Here is a 21,341-nt window from a genome sequence, read left to right as displayed (position 1 = left end):
CTTTTTTTGATATAAAAGGAAGTGCTGAATCTGGAAGAGATGATTCCTGATTCAGCACTTTTTTATTTATAATCGTTTGGAGAGAGATTTACGCTCTTTTTCTTTTATGTTGCTTTTTTCCCGGATTTGTTTCGGACGCATCTTGTCGGGACTTACCTCCGGGCGTCGGGTTGGTCTTTCCTGAGGCCTGAAGCCTGGGTTCTTGTGAGGATTGTGAGGTGGGCGTGCCTGCGGTTTGTGTTCCGAATGCTGAGGCGGGCGGTAATTGGGTCTATCCACAGAGACAGGTTTCCGGTCCGGACGGGGTGCAGGCTTCCAGTTAGGCTTCTGCGGAGGACGATTTCCCGGACGTGGTCCGGCAAAGTCGTGCGGTCGCATCTGCGGACTGACTCGGCACGGGCGGCTGTACACCGGATGGTGGTAGCGTGCAGGATAATTACGCCGGTAGTAGCTTACGCCTCCGAAATGTGCCCGGCAATGTCCGCCTCTGTAGGTCAGGTAATGGCGGGGAGGTCTGAAGTAGAAATGGATTCTGTTCGGATAAATTTTATATACACGCAGATAGCATACGTTGTTGATGGCATAAATGGGGCGGAAGAAATATTCGATATCGATGAAGCGTACGTATTCTGCTTGTGAAAGTACCCATCGCAGGTCGTCGTTTCGTTCGTCCAAGTAACGGTAATATGCATCCATCGCACGAGTATCGGCAACGGCAATGCCAGAAACGTATGGACCTATATTACAGAGAAAGTCGTAATTGATTTCGTACAGGTCGTTGTACTGGTTACTGTTGAGGTGCAGTTCAAAGGCCATTCGGTCGGTCAGGAAACGGGCATTGACACGGAAGTCGCCCAGACCGGATGCGTAGCCTCGGATTGTGCTCAGGCAAAGGGCCAGCAGGCAAAGAATAAATGTTCTTGTTCTCATAAGCATTGTCTTTTCCGGCTGAGAGTATGATTTCTCCAGCTTTGTTGATAGCACAAAGTTAACGGAAGAAAATTCTCCGGTCAAGATGAAAACGCCCATTCTTTTGTAGGGGATTTCCTATAATTGGATAGGGAAATACCGGCTAACGGATGATTTTGAGAAATTTCTCGATGTCTCTCCGTATCATCTGGTACAGGGGAGAGTTCTTGTAGAAACTGTTTCGGTGGATAACGACTTCCACTCCTACCTGACTTCGCTGGTAGCTAGTCAGCTCGTTGTGAAGCTGCATGTCGTGGAGGGCCAGGTCATGGATTTGCTGTTCTCTTTCCCGGCGGAGTACGGTGCATACGGGAATGAGCAGTCGCAGCACTACATTGTCCATAATGTGATGGCCTTGAATAAACATATAGGTATTGTCCGGATGGACTCCCAAGCGGTCGAATTCTTTTTTCATGCTTTCAATTTCTTCCAGTGCTTCCGGATGATGGCGTTCCAGGTCATGCAGTTTGCGGTTGACTTTTTTTGCCATGGTTTCCAGACTTCGTTCCGGATGATGGGTGCTAACCTGATCAAGCTTTACATAGGAACAGAAATCCAACAGTGAGAATTCTGACAGAATATGTTTCCGGTAAAACCAGACAGACCATACAAACAGCGGATAAGCTATTTGGGAATAAAGTTTCATGAATTCCGGAAAATTAATCAGCTTATGGTCGTTCAGCGTAGCCATGACGCAGATTTCATGCAACCCTTCGGCATAGCAATGGTAGTTCTCAATGGCGTATGCATAGGTTTGCATCACGTAGGGATTTTCGATGATGTATCGGGAGGTGTTGGTACGTCCTTGCAACAGGTAGTCATAATCGCTGTCCACGCAGGCAATCATATTCTCGCCTAATTGCTTCCCGAGCTGGTTCATCAGTACGGTTTTCTTACCTTTAGCCAATGAAGTCTGAGAGGGGAGCATGACTTCGAAATAGCGGGTGTTGTCTTCGTATTCCGCAAGTATGGATCTCCAGAAAGAAATATCATCATAGCTTTCTACGTAGGCCACGATTTTTCTTCTTGCACGCTTGGGCTTAAGGCTGTTAGCCGCTCCAATGTACAGGGAAGAAAGGTTTTCAGTCAGTCTTTTTCCCATACGGCTACATGTTTTTAAAGGGTTGTAATGTCACTCACTTCGGTAACGGCGTCCATCCATCCGTTCATGATAAGTGCCGGTGAATGGGTGGTCAGTATAATTTGCACATTCGGATTCAGGCTTCGGATGAGCGAGATAAGCCGTTGCTGCCATTCTACATGAAGTGAGATTTCGGGTTCGTCCATAAAGAGGGTACATGGTTGGTTGTCCTGCACCAGTACGGTGAGCAGGATGACCAGCATCTGCTTTTCACCGGAAGAAAGCTGATAAGGGGTTAATATGTCGCCGTCTTGTTCAAACTGTATTTCATTGCTCTGGCGGAGAATCTTTTTCCCCGTTTCACTGAACAGGTCGTCTACCAGGTTCTGGAAATGGGTTTTAGGCAGAGAGATTTCGGCTGCCTTGGATTGATTTTCGGGCTTGCCGCTTGTCAAAAGCTCGATAATCCGGTTGCCGATGTTTACTTGATAATCCAGATAGCGTCGCTGCAGGAGATAAAGCTGCCAGTCGAGTTCAGTCTTGACATTCTGGTTACCGATTTTTTCCAATAATCCGGAACTGAGCAGCGGACGGTCAAAACTTCTTATCACATCGAAGTGGATATAGGTGGCATCTTCCGGATAGAAAGTGAAAGACACTCCCAGATGTATGCCGTTACTCAGGGCTCCTCCTTCCAGGTCACTCAGCCGGCGGACAGAGTTGTTCAGAATCGTACTTTTTCCGATGCCGTTTACTCCACTCAGGATGTTTACATCCGGGCGTAAATCCCAGGCAATGTTTTTCCGGCCCCATAAGCCCTTTATCTCAATGCGCTTGATATATTCAGCTTGCTTTTTCATGGACTGTATTTTTTAACGCGTCAAACAAAAATAGAAAATTCCCGGGAATAAATCAACGCCCGACCGGCCCTTTTTTCAAAAACCTCGTAACTTTGCAGAAATTTAAAAAGACTAAATCATGAAAGGTTCTGTAAAAGCTCATATTTCATTGTTATTGGCTGCAAGCATGTGGGGATTGATGTCGCCGGTAGGCAAGGCAGCCATGGAAGCGGGTATTACCGGACTCACACTGGCGAATATGCGTATGATAGGAGCGGCCGTGTGTTTTTGGACTACCTCCTTCTTCGTAAAGCAGGAGAAGGTCAATCCGCACGATTTGCTGATGCTGTTCTTTGCTTCCTTGTTGGGGATTGTCTGCAATCAGGGGTGTTTTACTTTCGGCTTGTCACTGACCTCTCCGGTCGATGCGTCTATCATGACTACTACCATGCCGATTGTAACCATGATTTTAGCGGCTCTTTTCCTGAAAGAACCCGTTACTCCGAAAAAGGTGATTGGGATATTTCTTGGGTCCATCGGTGCCCTGACCTTGATTCTGAGCAACCGGGGAGGAGATACGGAAGGTGGTAGCGTATGGGGTGATGCACTCTGTATGGCAGCTCAGATTAGTTTTGCCTGTTATCTGACCATTTTTAAGAAGTTGATTGCCCGTTATCACGTGATTACATTGATGAAGTGGATGTTTACTTATGCGGCGATATGCTTTATACCCTTCTCTTATCATGATTTTTCAGTGATGGATTGGGCAGCTTTCCCGATAGAAGTCTGGCTGGAAGTCGGTTATGTTATACTCTTTGGTACGTATGTGGCTTATATTTTGATGCTGGTCGGTCAGAAATCCTTGCGGCCTACAGTAGTCAGTATGTATAACTACATGCAGCCGGTTGTGGGAAGTTGTGTGGCTGTACTTGCTGGTATGGCAACTTTCGGTTGGGTGAAGATTGTAGCGGCGCTGTTGATTTTTACAGGTGTCTATGTGGTGACGCAGAGCAAGTCGCGTGCCCAGATGCTGGCAGAAAGCAAATCAAATGTAGAAGGAAATGAATAAGGAAGGTACTCAAATAAAATCGCCTGTTTTATATTTGCAGCATCACTATGAATTGCTGAAATTAGAGTATGAATACGAAAAGGAGCAGTTCCAGCAGCAGACGGAGCTGATGGGAATTGGCCGAAAAATCAAACGGGGCATGTGCTGGTATCCGTTATCGCTGGGACGGAGCTATTACAATGCCTTGAATCAGTTGGTCATTGAAGTAGAGCGAAAAGAAGACAAGGAGATAGAGCACCTGTTTGAATATGGGAAACCGGTTTGTTTCTTTACGCAGGATATGTCGGGGAAACTGACTTACCTGAATTTCGTAGCTACGGTGAATTACGTGGAGGAAGACCGCATGGTAGTCATCTTGCCGGATGCCAATGCACTGCTTACGCTGCAGAGCAAAGAAGTGGTCGGGGTACAACTCTATTTTGATGAAACCAGCTATCGCCTGATGTTCGAGGCACTGAAACAGGTCATTTCTGCCAAGAACAACCGACTGGCAGAGTTAAGGGATATTTTTCATGGTACGCAACCCGTATCTACTTTCTCTTTTCAACCGGTACGTTTCCCCTGGTTGAACGCTACACAGGATGAAGCAGTAAATAAAGTCTTGCATGCCAAGGATGTGGCCATTGTGCACGGTCCTCCGGGAACAGGTAAGACCACTACGCTGGTGGAGGCTATTTATGAAACACTTCATCGTGAAAATCAGGTATTGGTATGTGCTCAGAGTAACATGGCTGTCGACTGGATTAGTGAAAAGTTGGTAGACCGTGGTGTCAGCGTGCTCCGTATCGGAAATCCCAGTCGGGTAAACGATAAGATGCTGTCGTTTACGTACGAACGTCGTTTTGAGTCACATCCCGACTATCCTCAGCTATGGAGTATCCGTAAGGCGATTCGTGAACTATATACCCGTAGCCGGAAAGGAAATGACCGGGAAAGTATCCGGCAAAAAATCAATTCATTGAAAGACCGAGCTACGGAATTGGAAATCCGTATCAATGAATCCTTGTTCAGTGAAGCGAGGGTGATTGCTTGTACGCTGGTGGGTAGTGCCAACCGCTTGCTCACCGGACAGAAGTTCGGAACGGTATTTATCGATGAGGCGGCTCAGGCATTGGAAGCAGCCTGCTGGATTCCGCTTCGTAAAGCCGACCGGGTGATTTTGGCTGGCGACCATTGTCAGTTGCCGCCTACGGTGAAGAATCCGGAAGCCTTGCGTGCAGGGTTAGGACATACATTAATGCAGGCCATTGTGAAGAACAAGCCGGAGGTGGTATCCTTGCTGAAGGTACAGTATCGTATGAACGATGAGATTATGCGTTTCTCGTCCGACTGGTTTTATGGAGGAATGTTGCAGTCAGCTCCTGAAGTGAAATACCGTAGCATCCTGGATTTTGATACGCCGATAGAATGGGTAAATACGGAAGGCATGGACTGTAATGAAGAGTTTGTAGGTGAAAACTACGGACGAATCAATAAGCCGGAGGCTGAATTGTCCATCGGTCAGTTAAAGGAATACATCACGAAAATCGGTCGGGAACGCTTTTTAGAAGAACGGATTGATGTGGGACTGATTTCTCCTTATAAGGCTCAGGTGCAGTATTTGCGTCAGCTGGTAAGGAAAGATGCTTTTTTCAAGCCCTATCGTTCCTTAATTACCGTCAATACGGTGGACGGCTTTCAGGGGCAGGAGCGTGATGTGATTCTTATCAGTCTGGTGCGTGCCAATGAAGACGGTCAGATTGGTTTCCTCAATGACTTGCGCCGCATGAACGTAGCCATCACCCGTGCCCGTATGAAACTGATTATTCTGGGCGATGCCTCCACATTGACCAAGCATGCGTTTTATAAGAAACTTTACGGGTATGTAGGTAGTCTGCAGGAGTGAATTCAGAAGCTGGGATAAAGATATTCATAAAATTTGCTTATCTTTATCCCAGTTTTATTCATTTATCTTTATTAACCATGTTGACAGACTTACTGCAAACTTCGTATTTTGCAATTTTCTTGATTGTAGCCTTGGGCTTTATGCTCGGACGTATCAAAGTGATGGGCCTATCGCTCGATGTGTCTGCCGTAATTTTTATTGCTCTTGCCTTCGGGCATTGGGGGGTGTCCATTCCAAAGGAACTGGGAACCTTCGGGCTGGTGTTGTTTATCTTTACGATTGGCATTCAGGCCGGTCCGGGTTTCTTCCATTCGTTTCGGAGCAAGGGAAAAACCTTGATTCTGATTACACTGCTGATTGTGGCTTCTGCCTGCCTGACAGGGGTCGGAATGAAATATCTTTTTGATATCGATACACCTAGTATCGTGGGACTGATAGCCGGTGCCTTGACCAGTACACCTGGTTTGGCGGTGGCCATTGACAGTACCCAGTCGCCGTTGGCTTCCATTGCCTACGGTATTGCCTATCCGTTTGGGGTGATTGGGGTGATTCTTTTTGTGAAGTTGCTTCCTAAATTGATGGGAATAGACTTGAATGAGGAAGCACGCAGACTGGAGAAGGAACGGCGCAGCCAGTTCCCTGAATTGAGCACTTGTTTGTTCCGGGTGACGAATTCGGCTGTATTTGGCCGTACGCTAAGTCAGTTGAACATTCGTGCCATGACGGGAGCCGTAATTTCACGCTTGAAGCAAGGAGAAGAGATTCTGATTCCTAAAGCTCATACCGTATTGCAGGAAGGTGATTGCATTCAGGCCGTGGGTAGTGAGAATTCCTTGAATAGTCTGGCACTGATGTTGGGTGAGCGTGAAGAAGGTGAACTCCCGTTGAGCCATACACAAACCATTGAATCTTTGTTGCTCACCAAGAAAGATATGATTAACAAACAGTTGGGTGAACTGAACTTGCAGAAGAACTTTGGTTGTACGGTCACTCGTGTACGCCGAAGCGGTATTGACTTGTCTCCCTCACCGGAATTGGCACTGAAGTTTGGTGACAAGCTGATGGTAGTGGGCGAGAAGGAAGGTATTCAGGCAGTAGCCCGTTTGTTGGGAAATGATGTAAAGCGTTTGTCGGATACAGACTTCTTCCCGATTGCTATGGGTATCGTGTTGGGCGTATTATTCGGAAAACTGCACATCTCTTTCGGTGGTGGCATGACTTTCTCTCCGGGACTGACCGGAGGCGTACTGATGATGGCTTTGTTCCTGAGTGCTATTGGCAAGACTGGTCCGATTATGTGGTCCATGTCAGGTCCGGCCAATCAGTTGCTGCGTCAGTTGGGCTTGTTGCTGTTCCTGGCAGAGGTAGGAACTTCAGCCGGAAAAACTTTGGTAGCCACCTTCCAGGAAAGTGGTTTCCTGCTTTTTGGAGTCGGAGCGTTGGTTACATTGGTACCTATGCTGCTGGCTGCCATAGTGGGCCGATGGGTCTTCAAGGTAAGCCTGCTCGACTTGTTAGGCACCATTACCGGAGGTATGACCAGTACGCCTGGTCTGGCCGCTGCTGATTCGATGACAGACAGTAACATCCCGGGAGTGGCATACGCTACGGTTTATCCTATCGCTATGGTATTCCTGATTCTGTTTATTCAGCTGATTGCGCTGGTAATTGTATAGTGTAATAATATGTATATAGAAGAATCCCTGAAGCAAGTGAAATATCCTTGCTTCAGGGATTTCTTTTTTACACTAATTGAAAAAATACGAAGGAGATAAGTAGTATTTCGACTTTTGTTTTTTATGTTTTCCCTCGCGGAACCTTATGTTTCTCATTCTGCATCTCTAGGTTTTCGCACCGGAAAACTTAGGGATGCAGAATGGAAAACGTAAATGATGTTTTAGAGTTCTACTGTTGATGCAGTAGTCTGTCTATAAATCTATGGTAGACAATTGTGTGCTGTTAAAGTTTGCTCAGGAAACGTTCCCTGTCCACTATGTAGCGGATGTGAATCCCTTCTCCCACCAGTCCTTTGCTGTCGGATGCACTAACTTTGAAGGTAAGTTTCCGTCCTTCTATTTCTGTGAGTTCCGCGGTAGCGGTCACTTCTTCGTTCAGACCGGAGGGTTTGAGATGCGAGGTTTGAATCATGGCACCTACGGTGGTAGAGCCTTCCGGGAGTACGGGTTTTACGGCATTCATGGCAGCGTTTTCCATTAAGGCTACCAATGCGGGGGTAGCAAACACTTCCATATCTCCTGAGCCGAGTGCTAGGGCGGTGTTGGTGGAATTTACCTGTACGGTGCTGCTGTATGTAAGTCCTGTTTCCATTGTTTTTTATTTTGAAGTTAGAAATTCATTTTTCTCATTGGGCTGAAAATCGGTTCCGGCCGGGCGCTGGAAGATATGCAGGCCGAATTCCGGTATCATGGCTATCAGGTGGTCAAAGATTTCGCCTTGCAGGGTTTCGTATGGAATCCAGTCGGGGGTATTCGAGAAACAGTAGATTTCTACGGGGATACCTTCGGTGGTGGGCTGCAACTGGCGGACCATCTGCATCAGGTTGTGATTCACTTCGGGATGGCTGCTGATGTATTTGAGGGCATATTCGCGGAACACGTGTAGGTTGACAGGTGGTTCATTTCCTTCGGTTGGAGCAGTTATCCATCCTTTTTGTACGAATCGGTTCACTTCTTCCGGTGTACAGAAATGTACGGTAGTCATGTCGATAAACAGTGAGCGTTTGATGCGGCGACCTCCACACTCGCGCATGCCTCTCCAGTTTTGGAACGAGTCACTGACCAGTGCATAAGGAGGAATCGTGGTGATGGTTTTGTCGAAGTTCTGTACTTTTACGGTAGTCAGCGACACTTCAACCACGTAACCGTCGGCACCGTATTTGGTCATGGTAATCCAGTCGCCCGGACGGAGCATGTCGTTGGCCGAAAGCTGCACGCCGGCCACTAATCCCAGAATACTGTCTTTGAAAATCAACATCAGAATGGCGGCCGAGGCACCGAGTCCGGTCAGGATGGCGGTGGCGTTCCGGTCAATCAAGACGCTGATGATAAGAATGATACCTATTCCGATGGATACCAGATTTATCATCTGGTAGATACCTTTGAGCGGACGGTTCTTTAAAGCTTCATGCTCACTGGATATTTCGTAGAGAGAGTCCAGAAAGCATTTAATCAGCATGAGTGCCGTGATGATGAGATAAATCAGACAGATTTTCAATAGGATTTGAAGCAGGTAGGCCGATTTGTCATCAAAGGCAAAAGGGAGCAGGATGTACCAGGTGATAGGTGGAATCATCCGGCAAGAGGCTTTCATCATCTTGTCATTGAACAGATAGTCGTCCCACGTGGCTTTGGTGCGGGCTGTAATCTTTCGTACGGCCGGCATGATAAGATGGCGGAAGATTAGTGTAGTAAGATAAGATACCAGTAAGATGGCTAAGATGAGTACAACTTGTGTAGTCCAGTTTAAATCAGACTTCTCAATTCCGATTTGCTGGAGAAGTTGCGCAGTTTCCTGATTCATTGTATTCATATTTTATAAAGTCTTTTTCAGGAGTCAAAGATACACAAGTTCTTAGAGTTTGCAAAACTTGTGTATCTTGTTTATCTTTACCCTATGAAGTATTGGTCAAGTATTTTTTTCGTGTTATTGGGGTGCTTGTTGTTTTCCTGCATCCGTGAAGAGGTTTCGGCTGGCGAGAATATAGTGGAGCCGGGCGATGTGTTGCCGGATTTTTCGGCCGTTTTGAATGATGGCTCAGAGTTGAGTACGCAGTCTCTTAAGGGAAAGGTAGCTGTATTGATTTTCTTTCATACGGAATGTCCGGATTGCCAGAAAGAATTACCGGTTATTCAGCGATTATATGAAGAATATGCTGCGAATGATATGCTATCAGTCGGGAGGAAGGCGAAGAGGAGGTAGCAGATTACTGGGAGAAAAACTCTCTGACCATACCCTATTCGGCACAGGATGACCGGCGGGTGTATGAATTGTTTTCTACGAGCGGAATTCCCCGGGTGTATGTTTGCAGGAGGGATGGAACGGTTGTGTCCATGTATTCCGATAATCCCATTGCCACCTATTCACAGTTGAGTGAAGATGTGGAGAATACACTTAATTTTTCTTCATATCTTTTTGCGGAACAAATGCTTTCATTAAATTTGCCGACAAGAATTTACTAATACCAAAATAAAGAATCTAATGAGTTTGAAAATTGTAGTATTGGCTAAACAAGTTCCCGATACACGCTGTGTGGGAAAAGATGCCATGAATGCTGACGGTACAATTAACCGTGCAGCACTTCCGGCGATTTTTAATCCGGAAGACTTGAATGCCCTGGAACAGGCACTCAGACTGAAAGACACACATCCTGGTTCTACTGTAACTATCCTGACAATGGGTCCGGGTCGTGCCGCTGAAATTATCCGCGAAGGATTATACAGAGGAGCAGACAACGGTTATCTGCTGACAGACCGTGCTTTTGCCGGAGCAGATACGCTGGCTACTTCGTATGCGTTGGCAACAGCTATCCGCAAGATTGGTGAATATGACATCATCGTGGGTGGACGTCAGGCTATCGATGGTGATACTGCACAGGTAGGTCCTCAGGTTGCAGAAAAATTAGGTTTGCCTCAGGTGACCTACGTAGAAGAAATTCAGGAGGTAAAAGACGGACGTATCCGTGTGAAACGCCATATCGACGGAGGTGTGGAAACTGTAGAAGGTCCGCTTCCGATTGTATTGACTGTAAACGGTAGTGCGGCTCCTTGCCGTCCGCGCAATGCGAAACTGGTACAGAAGTACAAACGTGCACTGGGTGGTCAGGAAAAGGCTGCCATTACCAAAGACGGAGCTGAATTGCCTTATGCTTCTTTGTATGAAAGCCGTCCTTATCTGAATATCACAGAATGGAGTGTAGCCGATGTAAACGGTGATACGAAACAATGCGGTCTGTCGGGTTCTCCGACTAAGGTAAAGAAGATTGAGAACATCATCTTCCAGGCAAAGGAAAGCAAGACGCTTACCGGCAGCGATGCAGATGTAGAAAACTTGATTGTTGAACTGTTGGCTAACCATACTATCGGATAAAGACTATGAATAACGTATTTGTATATTGTGAGATGGAAGGCAAGCACGTTGCCGATGTCAGTCTCGAACTTTTAACCAAAGGTCGTAAGTTGGCCACTCAGCTGGGATGTCAGCTGGAAACTATCTGTGCCGGTACAGACCTTGCAGATGTAGAAAAACAAGTTTTGCCATACGGAGTAGACCGTGTACATGTGTTTGATGCTCCGGGCTTGTTCCCTTATACTTCACTTCCTCATACTTCTATTCTTGTCAACTTGTTCAAGGAAGAAAAACCGCAGATTTGTTTGATGGGTGCTACCGTAATTGGTCGTGACCTGGGTCCGCGTGTGTCTTCTGCACTGACAAGTGGTCTGACTGCCGACTGTACGCAGCTGGAAATCGGTAACCATGAAGACAAGAAAAACGGTATCACTTACGAAGACCTGCTGTATCAGATTCGTCCGGCTTTCGGTGGTAACATTGTGGCTACCATTATCAATCCGGAACATCGTCCGCAGATGGCTACCGTACGTGAAGGTGTGATGAAGAAAGAAATCGTAGATGCCAATTATCAGGGTGAAGTGATTCGTCACGACGTAGCGAAATACGTGCCTGAAACTGATTACGTAGTGAAAGTAATCGATCGTCACGTAGAAAAGGCTAAACACAACCTGAAAGGTGCTCCGATTGTAATTGCCGGTGGTTACGGTATGGGTAGCAAGGAAGGTTTCGATATGTTGTTCGAACTGGCTAAGGAACTTCATGCAGAAGTAGGTGCCAGCCGTGCAGCAGTAGATGCCGGTTTCTGCGACCACGACCGTCAGATTGGTCAGACAGGTGTGACCGTACATCCTAAACTGTACATCGCTTGTGGTATCTCCGGACAGATTCAGCACATTGCCGGTATGCAGGATGCAGGTATCATCATTTCTGTGAACAACGATGAAAATGCACCTATCAATGCAATTGCCGATTATGTCATCAACGGCACAGTGGAAGAGGTTATTCCGAAAATGATTAAGTATTACAAAAAGAACAGTAAATAATGGCAAACTTTTATACAGAACATCCGGAACTCAAGTTCCACTTGAACAATCCGATGATGGAGCGTATCTGTCAGTTGAAAGAACGCGATTACAGAGATAAAGACGAGTATGACTACGCACCGCAGGACTATGCGGATGCAGTCGACTCTTACGATAAAGTATTGGAAATTACCGGTGAAATCACAGGTGAAGTGATTGCTGCCAATGCAGAAGGAGTGGACGAAGAAGGTCCGCACTGTGCAAACGGTCGCGTGGAATACGCTTCCGGTACAAAGACCAACCTGGATGCAATGGTGAAAGCTGGTTTGAATGGTATGACTATGCCGCGCCGTTACGGTGGCTTGAACTTCCCGATTACTCCGTACACCATGTGTGCAGAAATCGTGGCTCAGGCTGATGCCGGTTTCGGTAACATCTGGTCACTTCAGGACTGTATCGAAACACTTTATGAATTCGGTAACGAAGATCAGCACAGCCGTTTCATTCCGCGTATCTGTGCCGGTGAAACCATGTCAATGGACTTGACTGAACCGGATGCTGGTTCCGACCTTCAGAGTGTGATGCTGAAAGCTACATACGATGAAGCTAACAACTGCTGGCGCCTGAACGGTGTGAAACGTTTCATTACGAACGGTGATGCAAACCTTCACCTGGTATTGGCTCGTTCGGAAGAAGGCACACACGACGGTCGTGGATTGTCTATGTTCATCTATGACAAGAACGATGGTGGAGTAGATGTACGCCGTATTGAAAACAAGCTGGGTATCCATGGTTCTCCTACTTGTGAGCTGGTTTATAAGAATGCGAAGGCGGAACTTTGCGGTGAACGCAAGTTAGGTTTGATTAAGTACGTCATGGCGTTGATGAACGGTGCCCGTCTGGGTATTGCCGCTCAGTCTGTAGGTTTGAGCCAGGCTGCTTACGATGAGGCTTTGGCATACGCAAAAGACCGTAAACAGTTCGGTAAGGCCATTATCGAATTCCCGGCTGTGTATGACATGTTGGCTACCATCAAGGCAAAACTGGATGCAGGTCGTGCGTTGTTGTATCAGACTTCTCGTTACGTGGACATCTACAAAGCGTTGGATGACATTGCCCGTGAACGCAAGTTAACTCCGGAAGAACGTCAGGAACAGAAACGTTATGCAAAACTGGCCGACAGCTTTACTCCGCTGGCAAAAGGTATGAACTCTGAATATGCCAACCAGAATGCATACGACTGTATTCAGGTGCACGGCGGTTCTGGTTTCATGATGGAATATGCTTGTCAGCGTATTTATCGTGATGCCCGTATCACCAGCATCTATGAAGGTACTACCCAGTTGCAGACAGTAGCTGCCATCCGTTACGTAACAAACGGTTCGTATGCGGCTACTTTGCATGAATATGAACTGATTCCTTGTGCTCCGGAATTTGAAGGTTATATGAATCGTATCAAGGATATGACTCGTAAGCTGGAAGCATGTACCAATGCAGTGAAGGAAGCACAGAACCAGGAATTGCTGGATCTGGTATCTCGTCGTTTGTATGAGATGGCAGCTGTGTGCGTGATGAGCCATCTGCTCTTGCAGGATGCGACAAAGGCTCCTGACATGTTCGGCAAGTCATTGAACGTGTATGTGAACTACGCTGAATCTGAAGTAGAAAAGCATTTCAACTTCATCCGTAAGTTCCAGGCAGAAGAATTGGAAAGCTATCGGAAATAAGATTTCTGATTGATATAGAAATGGAAAGGGCGAATTTCGAATGAGATTCGCCCTTTTTAGTATGGTACAGTCTTTAAACTGTTTTATGCATTTTCTTTCGTAGCCATCGGTCGAAGAAGTACAGCAGACAGAGGGCACAGAGCGTGGGCAGGTAGAAAAGGAGCGTATGGGAGTCCGGAAGTATTTCCTTGCAGGTGTGCCAATAGCTGATGAAGGCTGCTCCGTATTTCCATATAAAAAATCCGATGCAACTTCCCCCGCTGAGTATGGCAAAGACAAGGAAGAGGATGAACATTCTTTTTTCCTGCCGTTTTTCGCGTAAGATACTTTCCTCTTGTATCTTTTGCATCATGCGGTAGCTGAAATTACTGGGCAGCTCGTAATGGGGCTGCCTTTTTATGGCCTTCTGAAGTCCTTTATCTGTTGTTCTCATGTCTTAAATCTCCTCTTTCATTAAGTTACATAACTTTTTTCGGATGCGGTGCAGTTTTACTTTTACGTTACTTTCTGTCAGATGAAAGATGTAGGCTATTTCTTCTATATTTTTTTCTTCTTCATAGAATAGGGTAACGAGTGCCTGTTCATCGGGCTTGAGCTGGGTGAGTGCCTGCTGTAATTTTTGAATCTGCACTTCGTTTTCGGTATCCAGTTCCTCATCTATTTCTTTATCTGAAAGGCTGTTCCACATCCGGTCGTCGAATGAAAGCAGTTCTTTATCTTTTTTCCGGAGTGCGGAGGTCGCTTCATTGTAGGCAATGCGGTAGATCCAGGTAGAGAAACTGCTGTCTCCATGAAACGAGGAAAGGTGGGTGAAGGCTTTCATAAAACAGTCTTGTGTCAGTTCTTCGGCATCTTCCGGTGAGCCTATCATGCGGACTATCAGGTGGAAAACCTGTGGCCCGTAGGTGTCGAGAAAATAGGCGAACTGTTCGGTTCGTCCGCTCAGGATAGATGCTATGATATGTAGTTCCTCGTGATTCATGATGCCCTTTAGACGCAGAGCAAAGTAAAAGGTTACACTGAAAATAGAAAAATATTTTTCTCGGTAAAAGTGTAACCTTTCTGTGTGGGTTGCGTCTAAAGGGCAAAGTAACAAATTAAAAACTGAATAAAATGGAAGAATTGATGATTGTGGCCAATGTGGCAATTGTTTTTGGAGTGATTTATAAATTGTTTGAACTGTTTGCCGGAAGAAGAGAGCGGATGATGCTGATTGAAAAGATGGGCGACAAACTGACGCCGGAAACCTTTAAGAATGGCATTATGTATCGCCCCAGCCTGTATTCGTTTGGAGGACTGCGTATAGGATGTTTGCTGCTTGGATTGGGGGCAGGACTTTTGGTAGGATACGTGTTGACATGTACCACCCAACCGGATTACTTGTCTGATAATTACCCTTATACCGTAAAAGAGGCCGTTTCTATAATTTACGGAGCGTGCGTTCTGTTGGGAGGAGGTTTAGGCCTTGTTATCTCTTATTTGATAGAAAAAGAACAATGGAAGAAAAATAAGTAAGAATTGCAAATTTCAGCAGAGCGGCCTGGCATGCCATAACGGTGTGTCAGGCCGCGTGCTTTATGGTATGATTTATCCTGAAACTGGCCTTTTATTCTTTATTTGTGAAATAAACCTTTCATTTATGCAAGGCAATTGAATCTTTTTGTAACTTTAGGTGCCATGGGTATAATAAAGGAGGTATTGGGTTATGAAGTATTATAGAGTCATCGGAATCGTATGTGTGTGGATTTTTTTTATCGGACAAATTTTTGCCCAGTCTGTGCCGGATAATGAATGCCTGCAACTGGTAGCATCTAATGATAGTGATGATGTGCTGAAGGAAATGGTGATTTATCCTCCTGTATTTTGTGCGATGCACGACGGAAAACGTCTGAAAATGAAAATCAGCAATGAAGGAGAAAAGGTGATGCGTAAAACCTATTTTTATTTGTTCTATAAAAAGAAAAGAATATGCCGGATTCATCTTCCTAACATGAAAAAGGGAGAAGCGTGTGAGTTTGGTGTGAACATTCGCGACCGCTTTTTTCATAAGGACCGGAGGGAACTTGTGTTCAAACTTAAGAAAGGGAAACGCTTCCGGACTTATAAACTGGCTGACTGCTGACAGGCTGCCAGTTCTGATAGCCTTTTTTTATGCCTTTTTTCAGCTTAAAGAAACGCTTTTATATTTGCTTTAAAACGCAAGTACATTCAATGTAAAACGTAAGGGCGTTTAAACTGAAATGTACTTGCGTTCCGATAAAAACGTTTTGACGTTTTAGTGCAAACGCCTTTACGTTTTTTGTCGCTCAATTTTTTCATTGGATTTTATTCTGATTTCAGGCTGTTGACAGGGTTGCTACTGGCTGTCCGGTAATTCTGTATAGTAATGGTAATCAGTGTAATCAGACTGATTATGACGCATGTAATCAGAAATACCCATGGAGAAATAGGGATTTTCTCATTGAACTGTTTCAGCCATTCCGATACGGCATACCAGGCGATGGGACTGGCCAGGAGTGAACAGACGATGGAAAGCGTGAGGTAGGAGCGGCCGAACATCCAAAGAATTTGTCCCGTGGAGGCTCCATATACTTTTCGTACCCCGATTTCCTTACGGCGGTGTGCGGCTTCAAAAATAATCAGTCCGAATACTCCTACCAGTGAAATCAGAATGGCCAGCAGACTGAACCAGGTGATTATCTTTTGCTGGTTTGTTTCTTTTTGGTAAAGCTGGCCGTATATCTGGTCGTAAAATTTCACTTCTGTGGGATAGCCCGTAAAACATTCACTCATTGTCTGACGGATATGCTTCAGTGCGCTGTCCATATTACTTCCGGCCTTTACGCGGATGTAGGCAAATGGTAGCACATTGTTGCTGTAGATACCGTTGGGACAGAAAATATAGGGGACGGAGCCAGTTTTGAGTGAAGTAAACTGCACGTTATTCACATATCCTTTGAGGGTGGCGCTCATTCCCCATGGGAAAAAGTCGAGTGTCTCTCCTGCCGGGATACCGCTTTCTTTCTGAAGGTCCTGCGTGGCGATAAAGTTTAATTGGGAGGTGTAGATGGAATCGCTGGGCAGGAAGTCGCTTCCCGACAGAATGTGCATTCCCATGACTCGGCAGAAGTTCGTTGTGACGTCAATATATTGATGTCCGTAGTTGTTTCCTTTGTAGCGGAAGATATACTGTGTATATCCCTCGGTGCCTCCTAACTCCCATTTGGCGTAGGCGATGTCGTCGATTTCAGCAAAACTTTTCAGCTGAGTGTCGAATTTGCGGTACGGACTGCTGTGATAAGGCATTTGGGGGAGGGAAGCGACCAGTATCTGGTCTTTGTCGATGCCCAGTTCATGGTTTCGCATGAATCGGTTCTGCAGAAAAATAAAAGCTGCGGTCACAATCAGGGCAAACGAAACAATATACTGGAAACCGATGAGTACCGTACGAAGCCGTTTCCCTTTTCCGCTCAGGGCATAGTTTCCTTTCAATACAAGGGCAGGAGGGAAAGAGGTCATGTACCATGACGGATACAGTCCGGCCACGATACCGGTAAGCAGGGCTATCACTCCGGTGTAAAGCACATACTTCCAGTAAACGAGCAGGGAAGGGGTAAAGCCCATAAAAGAAAGCACGTTCAGGCGTATCAGGGCTGCGACAATACCCAATGATAATAGCCATCCTATTAATACGATGCTCACCGATTCGGCTACCAGGGCACGGCGCAATTCTCCATTGGTGCTTCCCAGCACTTTCTGGGTATTGATGCTGCGCATGCGTACCGGAGCCAGTGCCGTGCTGAAGTTGATAAGGTTGATACAGGCTATGAGGATAATTAGGAACCCGATACTTACCAGCAGGGTCATGGTGCTGCGGCTACCTGTTTGGAAGTAGTAAGGGGAATGCATGTCATAATATAGTTTCTGTATCGGGAGGACATAGAGTTTCTGGGTGCCTTGATCCCCGGTAAATAGTCGTTTGTTGGCTTCTGTAGCTGCAATCTGCTGGTTGACTTCTTCCACGCTGACTCCCGGTTTTAGCAAGAAGAATGCAAAAAAGTTCTGGCTGCCCCAGTCGTTCTCCTGAAGTTTTCCCATCGGAACAAAGAGGTCATTTTTGAACTGGCAGTTTTCCGGTAGGTCTTCAAAAATACCGCATATTCGGAATTTGGTAGCTTCCGGATTTCGCCAGCCTGGAGTATCTGTGTACAGGTAGGAACCTAAGGCATTGCCATTCGGGAATAGTTTGCGGGCATAGCTCTCGGATACGATGACACTTTCCGGCTGTTTCATCTCCTGGTCACTGCCTTCCACGAACTTCAGTCCGATAATTTTTCCGAAGTCGGGATACACGGCCCAGGGCTCCTCGTAGAAGTATTGCGGATTCTTGGGGTCGGTGTAGAAAGCCTGCTTCTGCCAGGCAGGGGAATAGATGGTGCCATATTCGATGCCCGGTACTTGTTGGATAAGGTAGTCGATTGGGCCTCGGGGAAGTGTACTGACATAATTCTCCTCTTGAGGTCGTGCCAGATTCAGCATGACCAGGCGGTCGGTATGAGGATAGCAGGTATCGAAATCGCGTTCGTAGCTCACCTTCATCATAAGCAGGACAAAGGCGGCAAAGGCAGCCGAAAGTCCCATTAGGTTCAGCACAGAGGCGGTCTGGAAGCGTTTCAGTGTGTAGAATAGATTTCGTAGGATGGTTTTCATATTTTCGTTTTTTATGTTTCTGATTTGGGTAAGATTATTCTGTTTTCAGGTTCAGTACTGGATTTTCCCGTACGGCTTTTCGGCTGATTAGCCAGACGGAGGCCAGTGAGATGAGGGCTACAATCAGGAAAGCGGCAACCGGTACCCACCAGGGGAAACTGCTTTCGTAGGTCACAATCTTGTCTATCTGCTGAATGCCGATATACATCAGCGGGAGGCCGATGAGCAGACTGACCGCCAGTGATGCGGAAGAGAATTTCATTAACCGGAGCATTTCGCTGCGGCTGTCGGAGCCGAATACCTTGCGTACAGCGATGTCTCGTTTGCGTTGTGCGATGAAGTAGATACTCATGGCGGTAAGTCCTAACAGGGAAATAACCAGTGCTGCGCAGGTGAAGATAAGAATCAGGTGATTCATACGGGTAATGTCTTCATATATTTTCTGTACCAGTGTGTCATACCATTCTGAATCAAACGAGTATCCGTCTATTATCTTGGAATAGAGCTGGTCCAGTTGCTTTTTATAAGCCTCGGGTTGATCATCGCGTACTTCTACCAGGATGTTCCATGGGCTGATGCTGTCGGAAGGAGCAATTTGCATACGCAGCGGATGAGGATCTTTCATAAGCAGAGAGCGAATCTGGAAGTCTTTGAAATCTCCAACCACGTTCATGGTATAGCCCCCACGGTCACTTCTTACAAAGTCTGTAAATCCCAACTGACGTAAGTCTTTCATGGCCGACTGGCTTACAAAGAAATTTTTTGGATTGTATCCTGCGTGACGGTCTTCCGTAATTTGGATATGAAAGATGTCGATGAAGGCAGAGTCCACCACAAAGGTCTGGAAACTTAGGTCCTTGGTACTGTCGGCCGTTGTAAAGTACATGGTATCATTGTTTCCACCGTCAATGGGAGTACCTTGTGCAAAACTGACGCGTTTTACGAAAGGAAGCTTCTGGGCTTCCTGGCGGAAAAGCTGAAGTTTCTGGTCGCTGCCCATAGGAGGGTAGTGGATGACGTGACCGTATTCATATCCTAATGGGGCATGCAGGATGCGGTAAATCTGTACACTCAGGTAAATGGCACATCCTAACATGGCAATGGTGAGTCCGTTTTGCACAATGTTTAGCAGACGGAGGTATAAAGTCTTAGTCTTGCGGCGGAAGGTACCTTTTACGATGTCCAGCGGATTGTATTGTGACAGCAGGGTGGCAGGCACGAATCCGGAGAGTAAGGAAAGTACGGTAATCAGAAGCAGATAGCACAATAGGGTGAGGGGATTTAAGTCACCCACAATGTCAAGCCGTGTGTGAAGCAGTTCCATGGCTGTAGGTTCTGCAGCCTTGGCTAGTAAAAAGCCAATCACAAAGGCCAGCGTGGTCAGCAGGAACGATTCGGCAATCATGCGCCAGAAGATGCTTTTCTTGGAGGAACCTAACAGGCGTCGGGTAGCCATTTCCTTTGCCCGGTAACTGGTTTGGGCAATGCTCATGCTGGTATAGTTGAAGATGGCCATAAACAGAATCAAGACGCCGATGGTCAGGAAAATAAGTACTACTTTCAGGCTATATTGGTTAAGTATGGCTCCGGCAGCCTGTGTATCGGAGAAGTAAAACTTGTGTACGGGAATGAATAATACCTTTTTAACGGAATCATATTGGTAGATCCAGAAGAATTCTTTGAAAAAGCGGGCTATGTCATCGGCTTTATCGTTGGGATTGACGCTCGGATGGAAACGCAGGAAAAAAATACAGCTGGCAGCATTGCCCAACTGGGTATTTTCTTCGCTGGCACTCCAATGAACATACCGGACATTTTTATGAAGGCTGAATGCTTCAATATTGGAAGGAAAGATAGAATTATCAATGTCTTCAATGATTCCACTTACCGTGCAGCGCCGGTCACCGAATGCTTGTTCAATAAGTGTTTTCCCTAACGCATGTTCCGTGCCAAACAGCTTGATGGCACAGGAACGTGTCAGCACGATGTTGTTTTCATTGGCCAGCAAGGTTTCCGGATTTCCTTCCAGCAGATGAAAGTTGAAGAACCGGAAGAAGTTTTCACGGACAAACATCATTTGTATATTAACCGGTTGGTCGTTAGTTCTGACAAACTGTTCGTAGTAACCGCTTACGGCGCACCAGTCTTCTATTTCCGGATAACGGCTTTGCAGTTTGTCACCCAGCAAGATGTGACCTCCTGCCCATATCTCGTTAGCCAGTACATAAGTCCGGTCTGCATCTTTCATGTCTTTGTCTACGGTGAGCTGTCGGGTTACCATGTGGGTAATCAGCAGGAGAAACATGAGTGAGATGCTTAATCCAATGATATTGACAAAGGTAAAAAGCTTGTTGCGCTGTAAAAAGGTAAAGTAAGTTTTCATTTTCTGTGTTTGGTTTTGTTTTTACTGCAATATACGATACAATTTTCGTGCCATTATTTCAAATCGTTGATTTATAACTATATGTGATTTCCCTATTTTTTGTGAGTGTCTAAATTTTTGACAAGGGGTGTATGATTTTTAGACAAAAGTAATCGAGTGTTGGGAGAGGTCATATGATAGATGCAGTCTTGTTCTTGATTTTTTTAAGGTTGAGGCTATATTTGTTAAGGGATTTAATCGGTAAATAGGTTTTGGTTAATGTATGTTGTAAAACATTGTTTTTTAGCTTTGGGTTTTGCTGTTTCAGATAAAATAAATACTTTTGTACTGTGTTTTTCATAGTATTAGATTTAAGGTTAACAAAGGTTGGAGTTCAGCGGAACTCCTTTTTTTATGCCCTTACGTAAAGGGTAGTCTTTTCTTTTTCCTCCGGAATCCAGTTTTTTAGAAAACCTCGGGTAGAAAATCTCGTAACGTTTCCATTGTTTTTATGTTTTCTTTCGGCAAAACGTATGTTTTCGCCGTGCGAACCGTACGTTTTGCGTTGCGGAACCGTATGTTTTTCGTA

General features: G+C 45.9%; 18 protein-coding genes. 9 read left to right on the top strand and 9 right to left on the bottom strand.

Going from position 1 to position 21,341, the window contains the following annotated elements; genetic code table 11:
* Positions 1 to 66 precede the first annotated feature (66 nt).
* The 3 genes from WKT20_RS13385 to WKT20_RS13375 form a co-directional block, all read right to left on the bottom strand.
* Complete coding sequence (locus WKT20_RS13385; protein WP_259300763.1) at positions 67 to 930, bottom strand: hypothetical protein; 864 nt, start codon at positions 928 to 930, stop codon at positions 67 to 69.
* Positions 931 to 1,072: 142 nt separating this feature from the next.
* A complete protein-coding gene (locus tag WKT20_RS13380) occupies positions 1,073 to 2,071 on the bottom strand; it encodes a DUF4435 domain-containing protein (protein WP_022054112.1) in 999 nt (332 codons plus the stop codon).
* 14 nt (positions 2,072 to 2,085) lie between these two features.
* On the bottom strand, positions 2,086 to 2,910 hold the full coding sequence (locus tag WKT20_RS13375; RefSeq protein ID WP_007559701.1) for an AAA family ATPase: 825 nt from the start codon (positions 2,908 to 2,910) through the stop codon (positions 2,086 to 2,088).
* Positions 2,911 to 3,028: 118 nt separating this feature from the next.
* Between WKT20_RS13375 and WKT20_RS13370 the strand changes: the two genes are divergently transcribed.
* The 3 genes from WKT20_RS13370 to WKT20_RS13360 all read left to right on the top strand — a co-directional run bounded on the left by WKT20_RS13370 (position 3,029) and on the right by WKT20_RS13360 (position 7,519).
* Positions 3,029 to 3,958, top strand: coding sequence for a DMT family transporter (locus WKT20_RS13370; RefSeq protein ID WP_117701692.1), 930 nt, complete (start codon positions 3,029 to 3,031; stop codon positions 3,956 to 3,958).
* The gene (locus WKT20_RS13365) at positions 3,951 to 5,843 is read left to right on the top strand and encodes an AAA domain-containing protein (RefSeq protein ID WP_118163959.1); all 1,893 of its coding nucleotides are present in this window, start codon (positions 3,951 to 3,953) and stop codon (positions 5,841 to 5,843) included. The genes WKT20_RS13370 and WKT20_RS13365 overlap by 8 nt, the downstream gene beginning before the upstream one ends.
* Positions 5,844 to 5,920: 77 nt before the next feature.
* Positions 5,921 to 7,519 carry an aspartate:alanine exchanger family transporter gene (locus WKT20_RS13360; protein ID WP_117701690.1) on the top strand — a complete coding sequence of 533 codons (1,599 nt, stop codon included), beginning with the start codon at positions 5,921 to 5,923 and terminating at the stop codon, positions 7,517 to 7,519.
* Positions 7,520 to 7,802: 283 nt separating this feature from the next.
* Here WKT20_RS13360 and WKT20_RS13355 read toward each other — a convergent pair whose 3' ends face one another.
* Both WKT20_RS13355 and WKT20_RS13350 read right to left on the bottom strand, forming a co-directional pair.
* Complete coding sequence (locus WKT20_RS13355; RefSeq protein WP_278612650.1) at positions 7,803 to 8,171, bottom strand: thioesterase family protein; 369 nt, start codon at positions 8,169 to 8,171, stop codon at positions 7,803 to 7,805.
* Positions 8,172 to 8,177: 6 nt separating this feature from the next.
* On the bottom strand, positions 8,178 to 9,392 hold the full coding sequence (locus WKT20_RS13350; protein ID WP_117701688.1) for a mechanosensitive ion channel family protein: 1,215 nt from the start codon (positions 9,390 to 9,392) through the stop codon (positions 8,178 to 8,180).
* 84 nt (positions 9,393 to 9,476) lie between these two features.
* Between WKT20_RS13350 and WKT20_RS13345 the strand changes: the two genes are divergently transcribed.
* From WKT20_RS13345 to WKT20_RS13330, 4 genes are all read left to right on the top strand, one after another.
* Positions 9,477 to 9,782 carry a peroxiredoxin family protein gene (locus WKT20_RS13345; RefSeq protein ID WP_340417503.1) on the top strand — a complete coding sequence of 102 codons (306 nt, stop codon included), beginning with the start codon at positions 9,477 to 9,479 and terminating at the stop codon, positions 9,780 to 9,782.
* A gap of 279 nt (positions 9,783 to 10,061) precedes the next feature.
* Complete coding sequence (locus WKT20_RS13340) at positions 10,062 to 10,949, top strand: electron transfer flavoprotein subunit beta/FixA family protein (RefSeq protein WP_007559689.1); 888 nt, start codon at positions 10,062 to 10,064, stop codon at positions 10,947 to 10,949.
* Between the two features lie 5 nt (positions 10,950 to 10,954).
* A complete protein-coding gene (locus WKT20_RS13335) occupies positions 10,955 to 11,974 on the top strand; it encodes an electron transfer flavoprotein subunit alpha/FixB family protein (protein WP_118163965.1) in 1,020 nt (339 codons plus the stop codon).
* Positions 11,974 to 13,680, top strand: a complete 1,707-nt coding sequence (locus tag WKT20_RS13330; RefSeq protein WP_118441689.1) for an acyl-CoA dehydrogenase family protein — start codon at positions 11,974 to 11,976, stop codon at positions 13,678 to 13,680. Before WKT20_RS13335 ends, WKT20_RS13330 begins: the two co-directional genes overlap by 1 nt.
* A gap of 73 nt (positions 13,681 to 13,753) precedes the next feature.
* Here WKT20_RS13330 and WKT20_RS13325 read toward each other — a convergent pair whose 3' ends face one another.
* Both WKT20_RS13325 and WKT20_RS13320 read right to left on the bottom strand, forming a co-directional pair.
* The gene (locus WKT20_RS13325) at positions 13,754 to 14,113 is read right to left on the bottom strand and encodes a hypothetical protein (RefSeq protein WP_117701684.1); all 360 of its coding nucleotides are present in this window, start codon (positions 14,111 to 14,113) and stop codon (positions 13,754 to 13,756) included.
* A gap of 3 nt (positions 14,114 to 14,116) precedes the next feature.
* Positions 14,117 to 14,662, bottom strand: a complete 546-nt coding sequence (locus tag WKT20_RS13320) for an RNA polymerase sigma factor (protein ID WP_340417502.1) — start codon at positions 14,660 to 14,662, stop codon at positions 14,117 to 14,119.
* A gap of 131 nt (positions 14,663 to 14,793) precedes the next feature.
* Here WKT20_RS13320 and WKT20_RS13315 point away from each other — a divergent pair, with 131 nt between their 5' ends.
* A complete protein-coding gene (locus WKT20_RS13315; RefSeq protein WP_117701682.1) occupies positions 14,794 to 15,195 on the top strand; it encodes a DUF6249 domain-containing protein in 402 nt (133 codons plus the stop codon).
* A gap of 190 nt (positions 15,196 to 15,385) precedes the next feature.
* The gene (locus tag WKT20_RS13310; RefSeq protein WP_118243236.1) at positions 15,386 to 15,802 is read left to right on the top strand and encodes a hypothetical protein; all 417 of its coding nucleotides are present in this window, start codon (positions 15,386 to 15,388) and stop codon (positions 15,800 to 15,802) included.
* Positions 15,803 to 16,005: 203 nt separating this feature from the next.
* Here the strand turns inward: WKT20_RS13310 and WKT20_RS13305 are convergent, their stop codons facing one another.
* Both WKT20_RS13305 and WKT20_RS13300 read right to left on the bottom strand, forming a co-directional pair.
* Positions 16,006 to 18,390 (bottom strand): FtsX-like permease family protein, encoded by a 2,385-nt coding sequence (locus WKT20_RS13305; protein ID WP_340417500.1) that lies wholly within the window; start codon positions 18,388 to 18,390, stop codon positions 16,006 to 16,008.
* A gap of 34 nt (positions 18,391 to 18,424) precedes the next feature.
* A complete protein-coding gene (locus WKT20_RS13300) occupies positions 18,425 to 20,773 on the bottom strand; it encodes an ABC transporter permease (RefSeq protein WP_340417499.1) in 2,349 nt (782 codons plus the stop codon).
* Positions 20,774 to 21,341: the final 568 nt, after the last annotated feature.

This window comes from Phocaeicola sp. ICN-14070, from assembly GCF_037892625.1.
GTDB classification, from domain to species: Bacteria; Bacteroidota; Bacteroidia; order Bacteroidales; family Bacteroidaceae; genus Phocaeicola; species Phocaeicola plebeius.
This window is presented reverse-complemented; position numbering and strand designations above follow the sequence as displayed.

Bases quoted from the DNA above. Each gene is read 5' to 3' on its own strand.
- WKT20_RS13380 (WP_022054112.1), bottom strand. From the start codon at position 2,071: ATGGGAAAAAGACTGACTGAAAACCTTTCTTCCCTGTACATTGGAGCG.
- WKT20_RS13315 (WP_117701682.1), top strand. From the start codon at position 14,794: ATGGAAGAATTGATGATTGTGGCCAATGTGGCAATTGTTTTTGGAGTG.
- WKT20_RS13340 (WP_007559689.1), top strand. From the start codon at position 10,062: ATGAGTTTGAAAATTGTAGTATTGGCTAAACAAGTTCCCGATACACGC.
- WKT20_RS13325 (WP_117701684.1), bottom strand. From the start codon at position 14,113: ATGAGAACAACAGATAAAGGACTTCAGAAGGCCATAAAAAGGCAGCCC.
- WKT20_RS13385 (WP_259300763.1), bottom strand. From the start codon at position 930: ATGAGAACAAGAACATTTATTCTTTGCCTGCTGGCCCTTTGCCTGAGC.
- WKT20_RS13305 (WP_340417500.1), bottom strand. From the start codon at position 18,390: ATGAAAACCATCCTACGAAATCTATTCTACACACTGAAACGCTTCCAG.
- WKT20_RS13370 (WP_117701692.1), top strand. From the start codon at position 3,029: ATGAAAGGTTCTGTAAAAGCTCATATTTCATTGTTATTGGCTGCAAGC.
- WKT20_RS13345 (WP_340417503.1), top strand. From the start codon at position 9,477: ATGAAGTATTGGTCAAGTATTTTTTTCGTGTTATTGGGGTGCTTGTTG.
- WKT20_RS13375 (WP_007559701.1), bottom strand. From the start codon at position 2,910: ATGAAAAAGCAAGCTGAATATATCAAGCGCATTGAGATAAAGGGCTTA.
- WKT20_RS13300 (WP_340417499.1), bottom strand. From the start codon at position 20,773: ATGAAAACTTACTTTACCTTTTTACAGCGCAACAAGCTTTTTACCTTT.
- WKT20_RS13320 (WP_340417502.1), bottom strand. From the start codon at position 14,662: ATGAATCACGAGGAACTACATATCATAGCATCTATCCTGAGCGGACGA.
- WKT20_RS13335 (WP_118163965.1), top strand. From the start codon at position 10,955: ATGAATAACGTATTTGTATATTGTGAGATGGAAGGCAAGCACGTTGCC.
- WKT20_RS13355 (WP_278612650.1), bottom strand. From the start codon at position 8,171: ATGGAAACAGGACTTACATACAGCAGCACCGTACAGGTAAATTCCACC.
- WKT20_RS13360 (WP_117701690.1), top strand. From the start codon at position 5,921: ATGTTGACAGACTTACTGCAAACTTCGTATTTTGCAATTTTCTTGATT.
- WKT20_RS13365 (WP_118163959.1), top strand. From the start codon at position 3,951: ATGAATAAGGAAGGTACTCAAATAAAATCGCCTGTTTTATATTTGCAG.
- WKT20_RS13330 (WP_118441689.1), top strand. From the start codon at position 11,974: ATGGCAAACTTTTATACAGAACATCCGGAACTCAAGTTCCACTTGAAC.
- WKT20_RS13310 (WP_118243236.1), top strand. From the start codon at position 15,386: ATGAAGTATTATAGAGTCATCGGAATCGTATGTGTGTGGATTTTTTTT.
- WKT20_RS13350 (WP_117701688.1), bottom strand. From the start codon at position 9,392: ATGAATACAATGAATCAGGAAACTGCGCAACTTCTCCAGCAAATCGGA.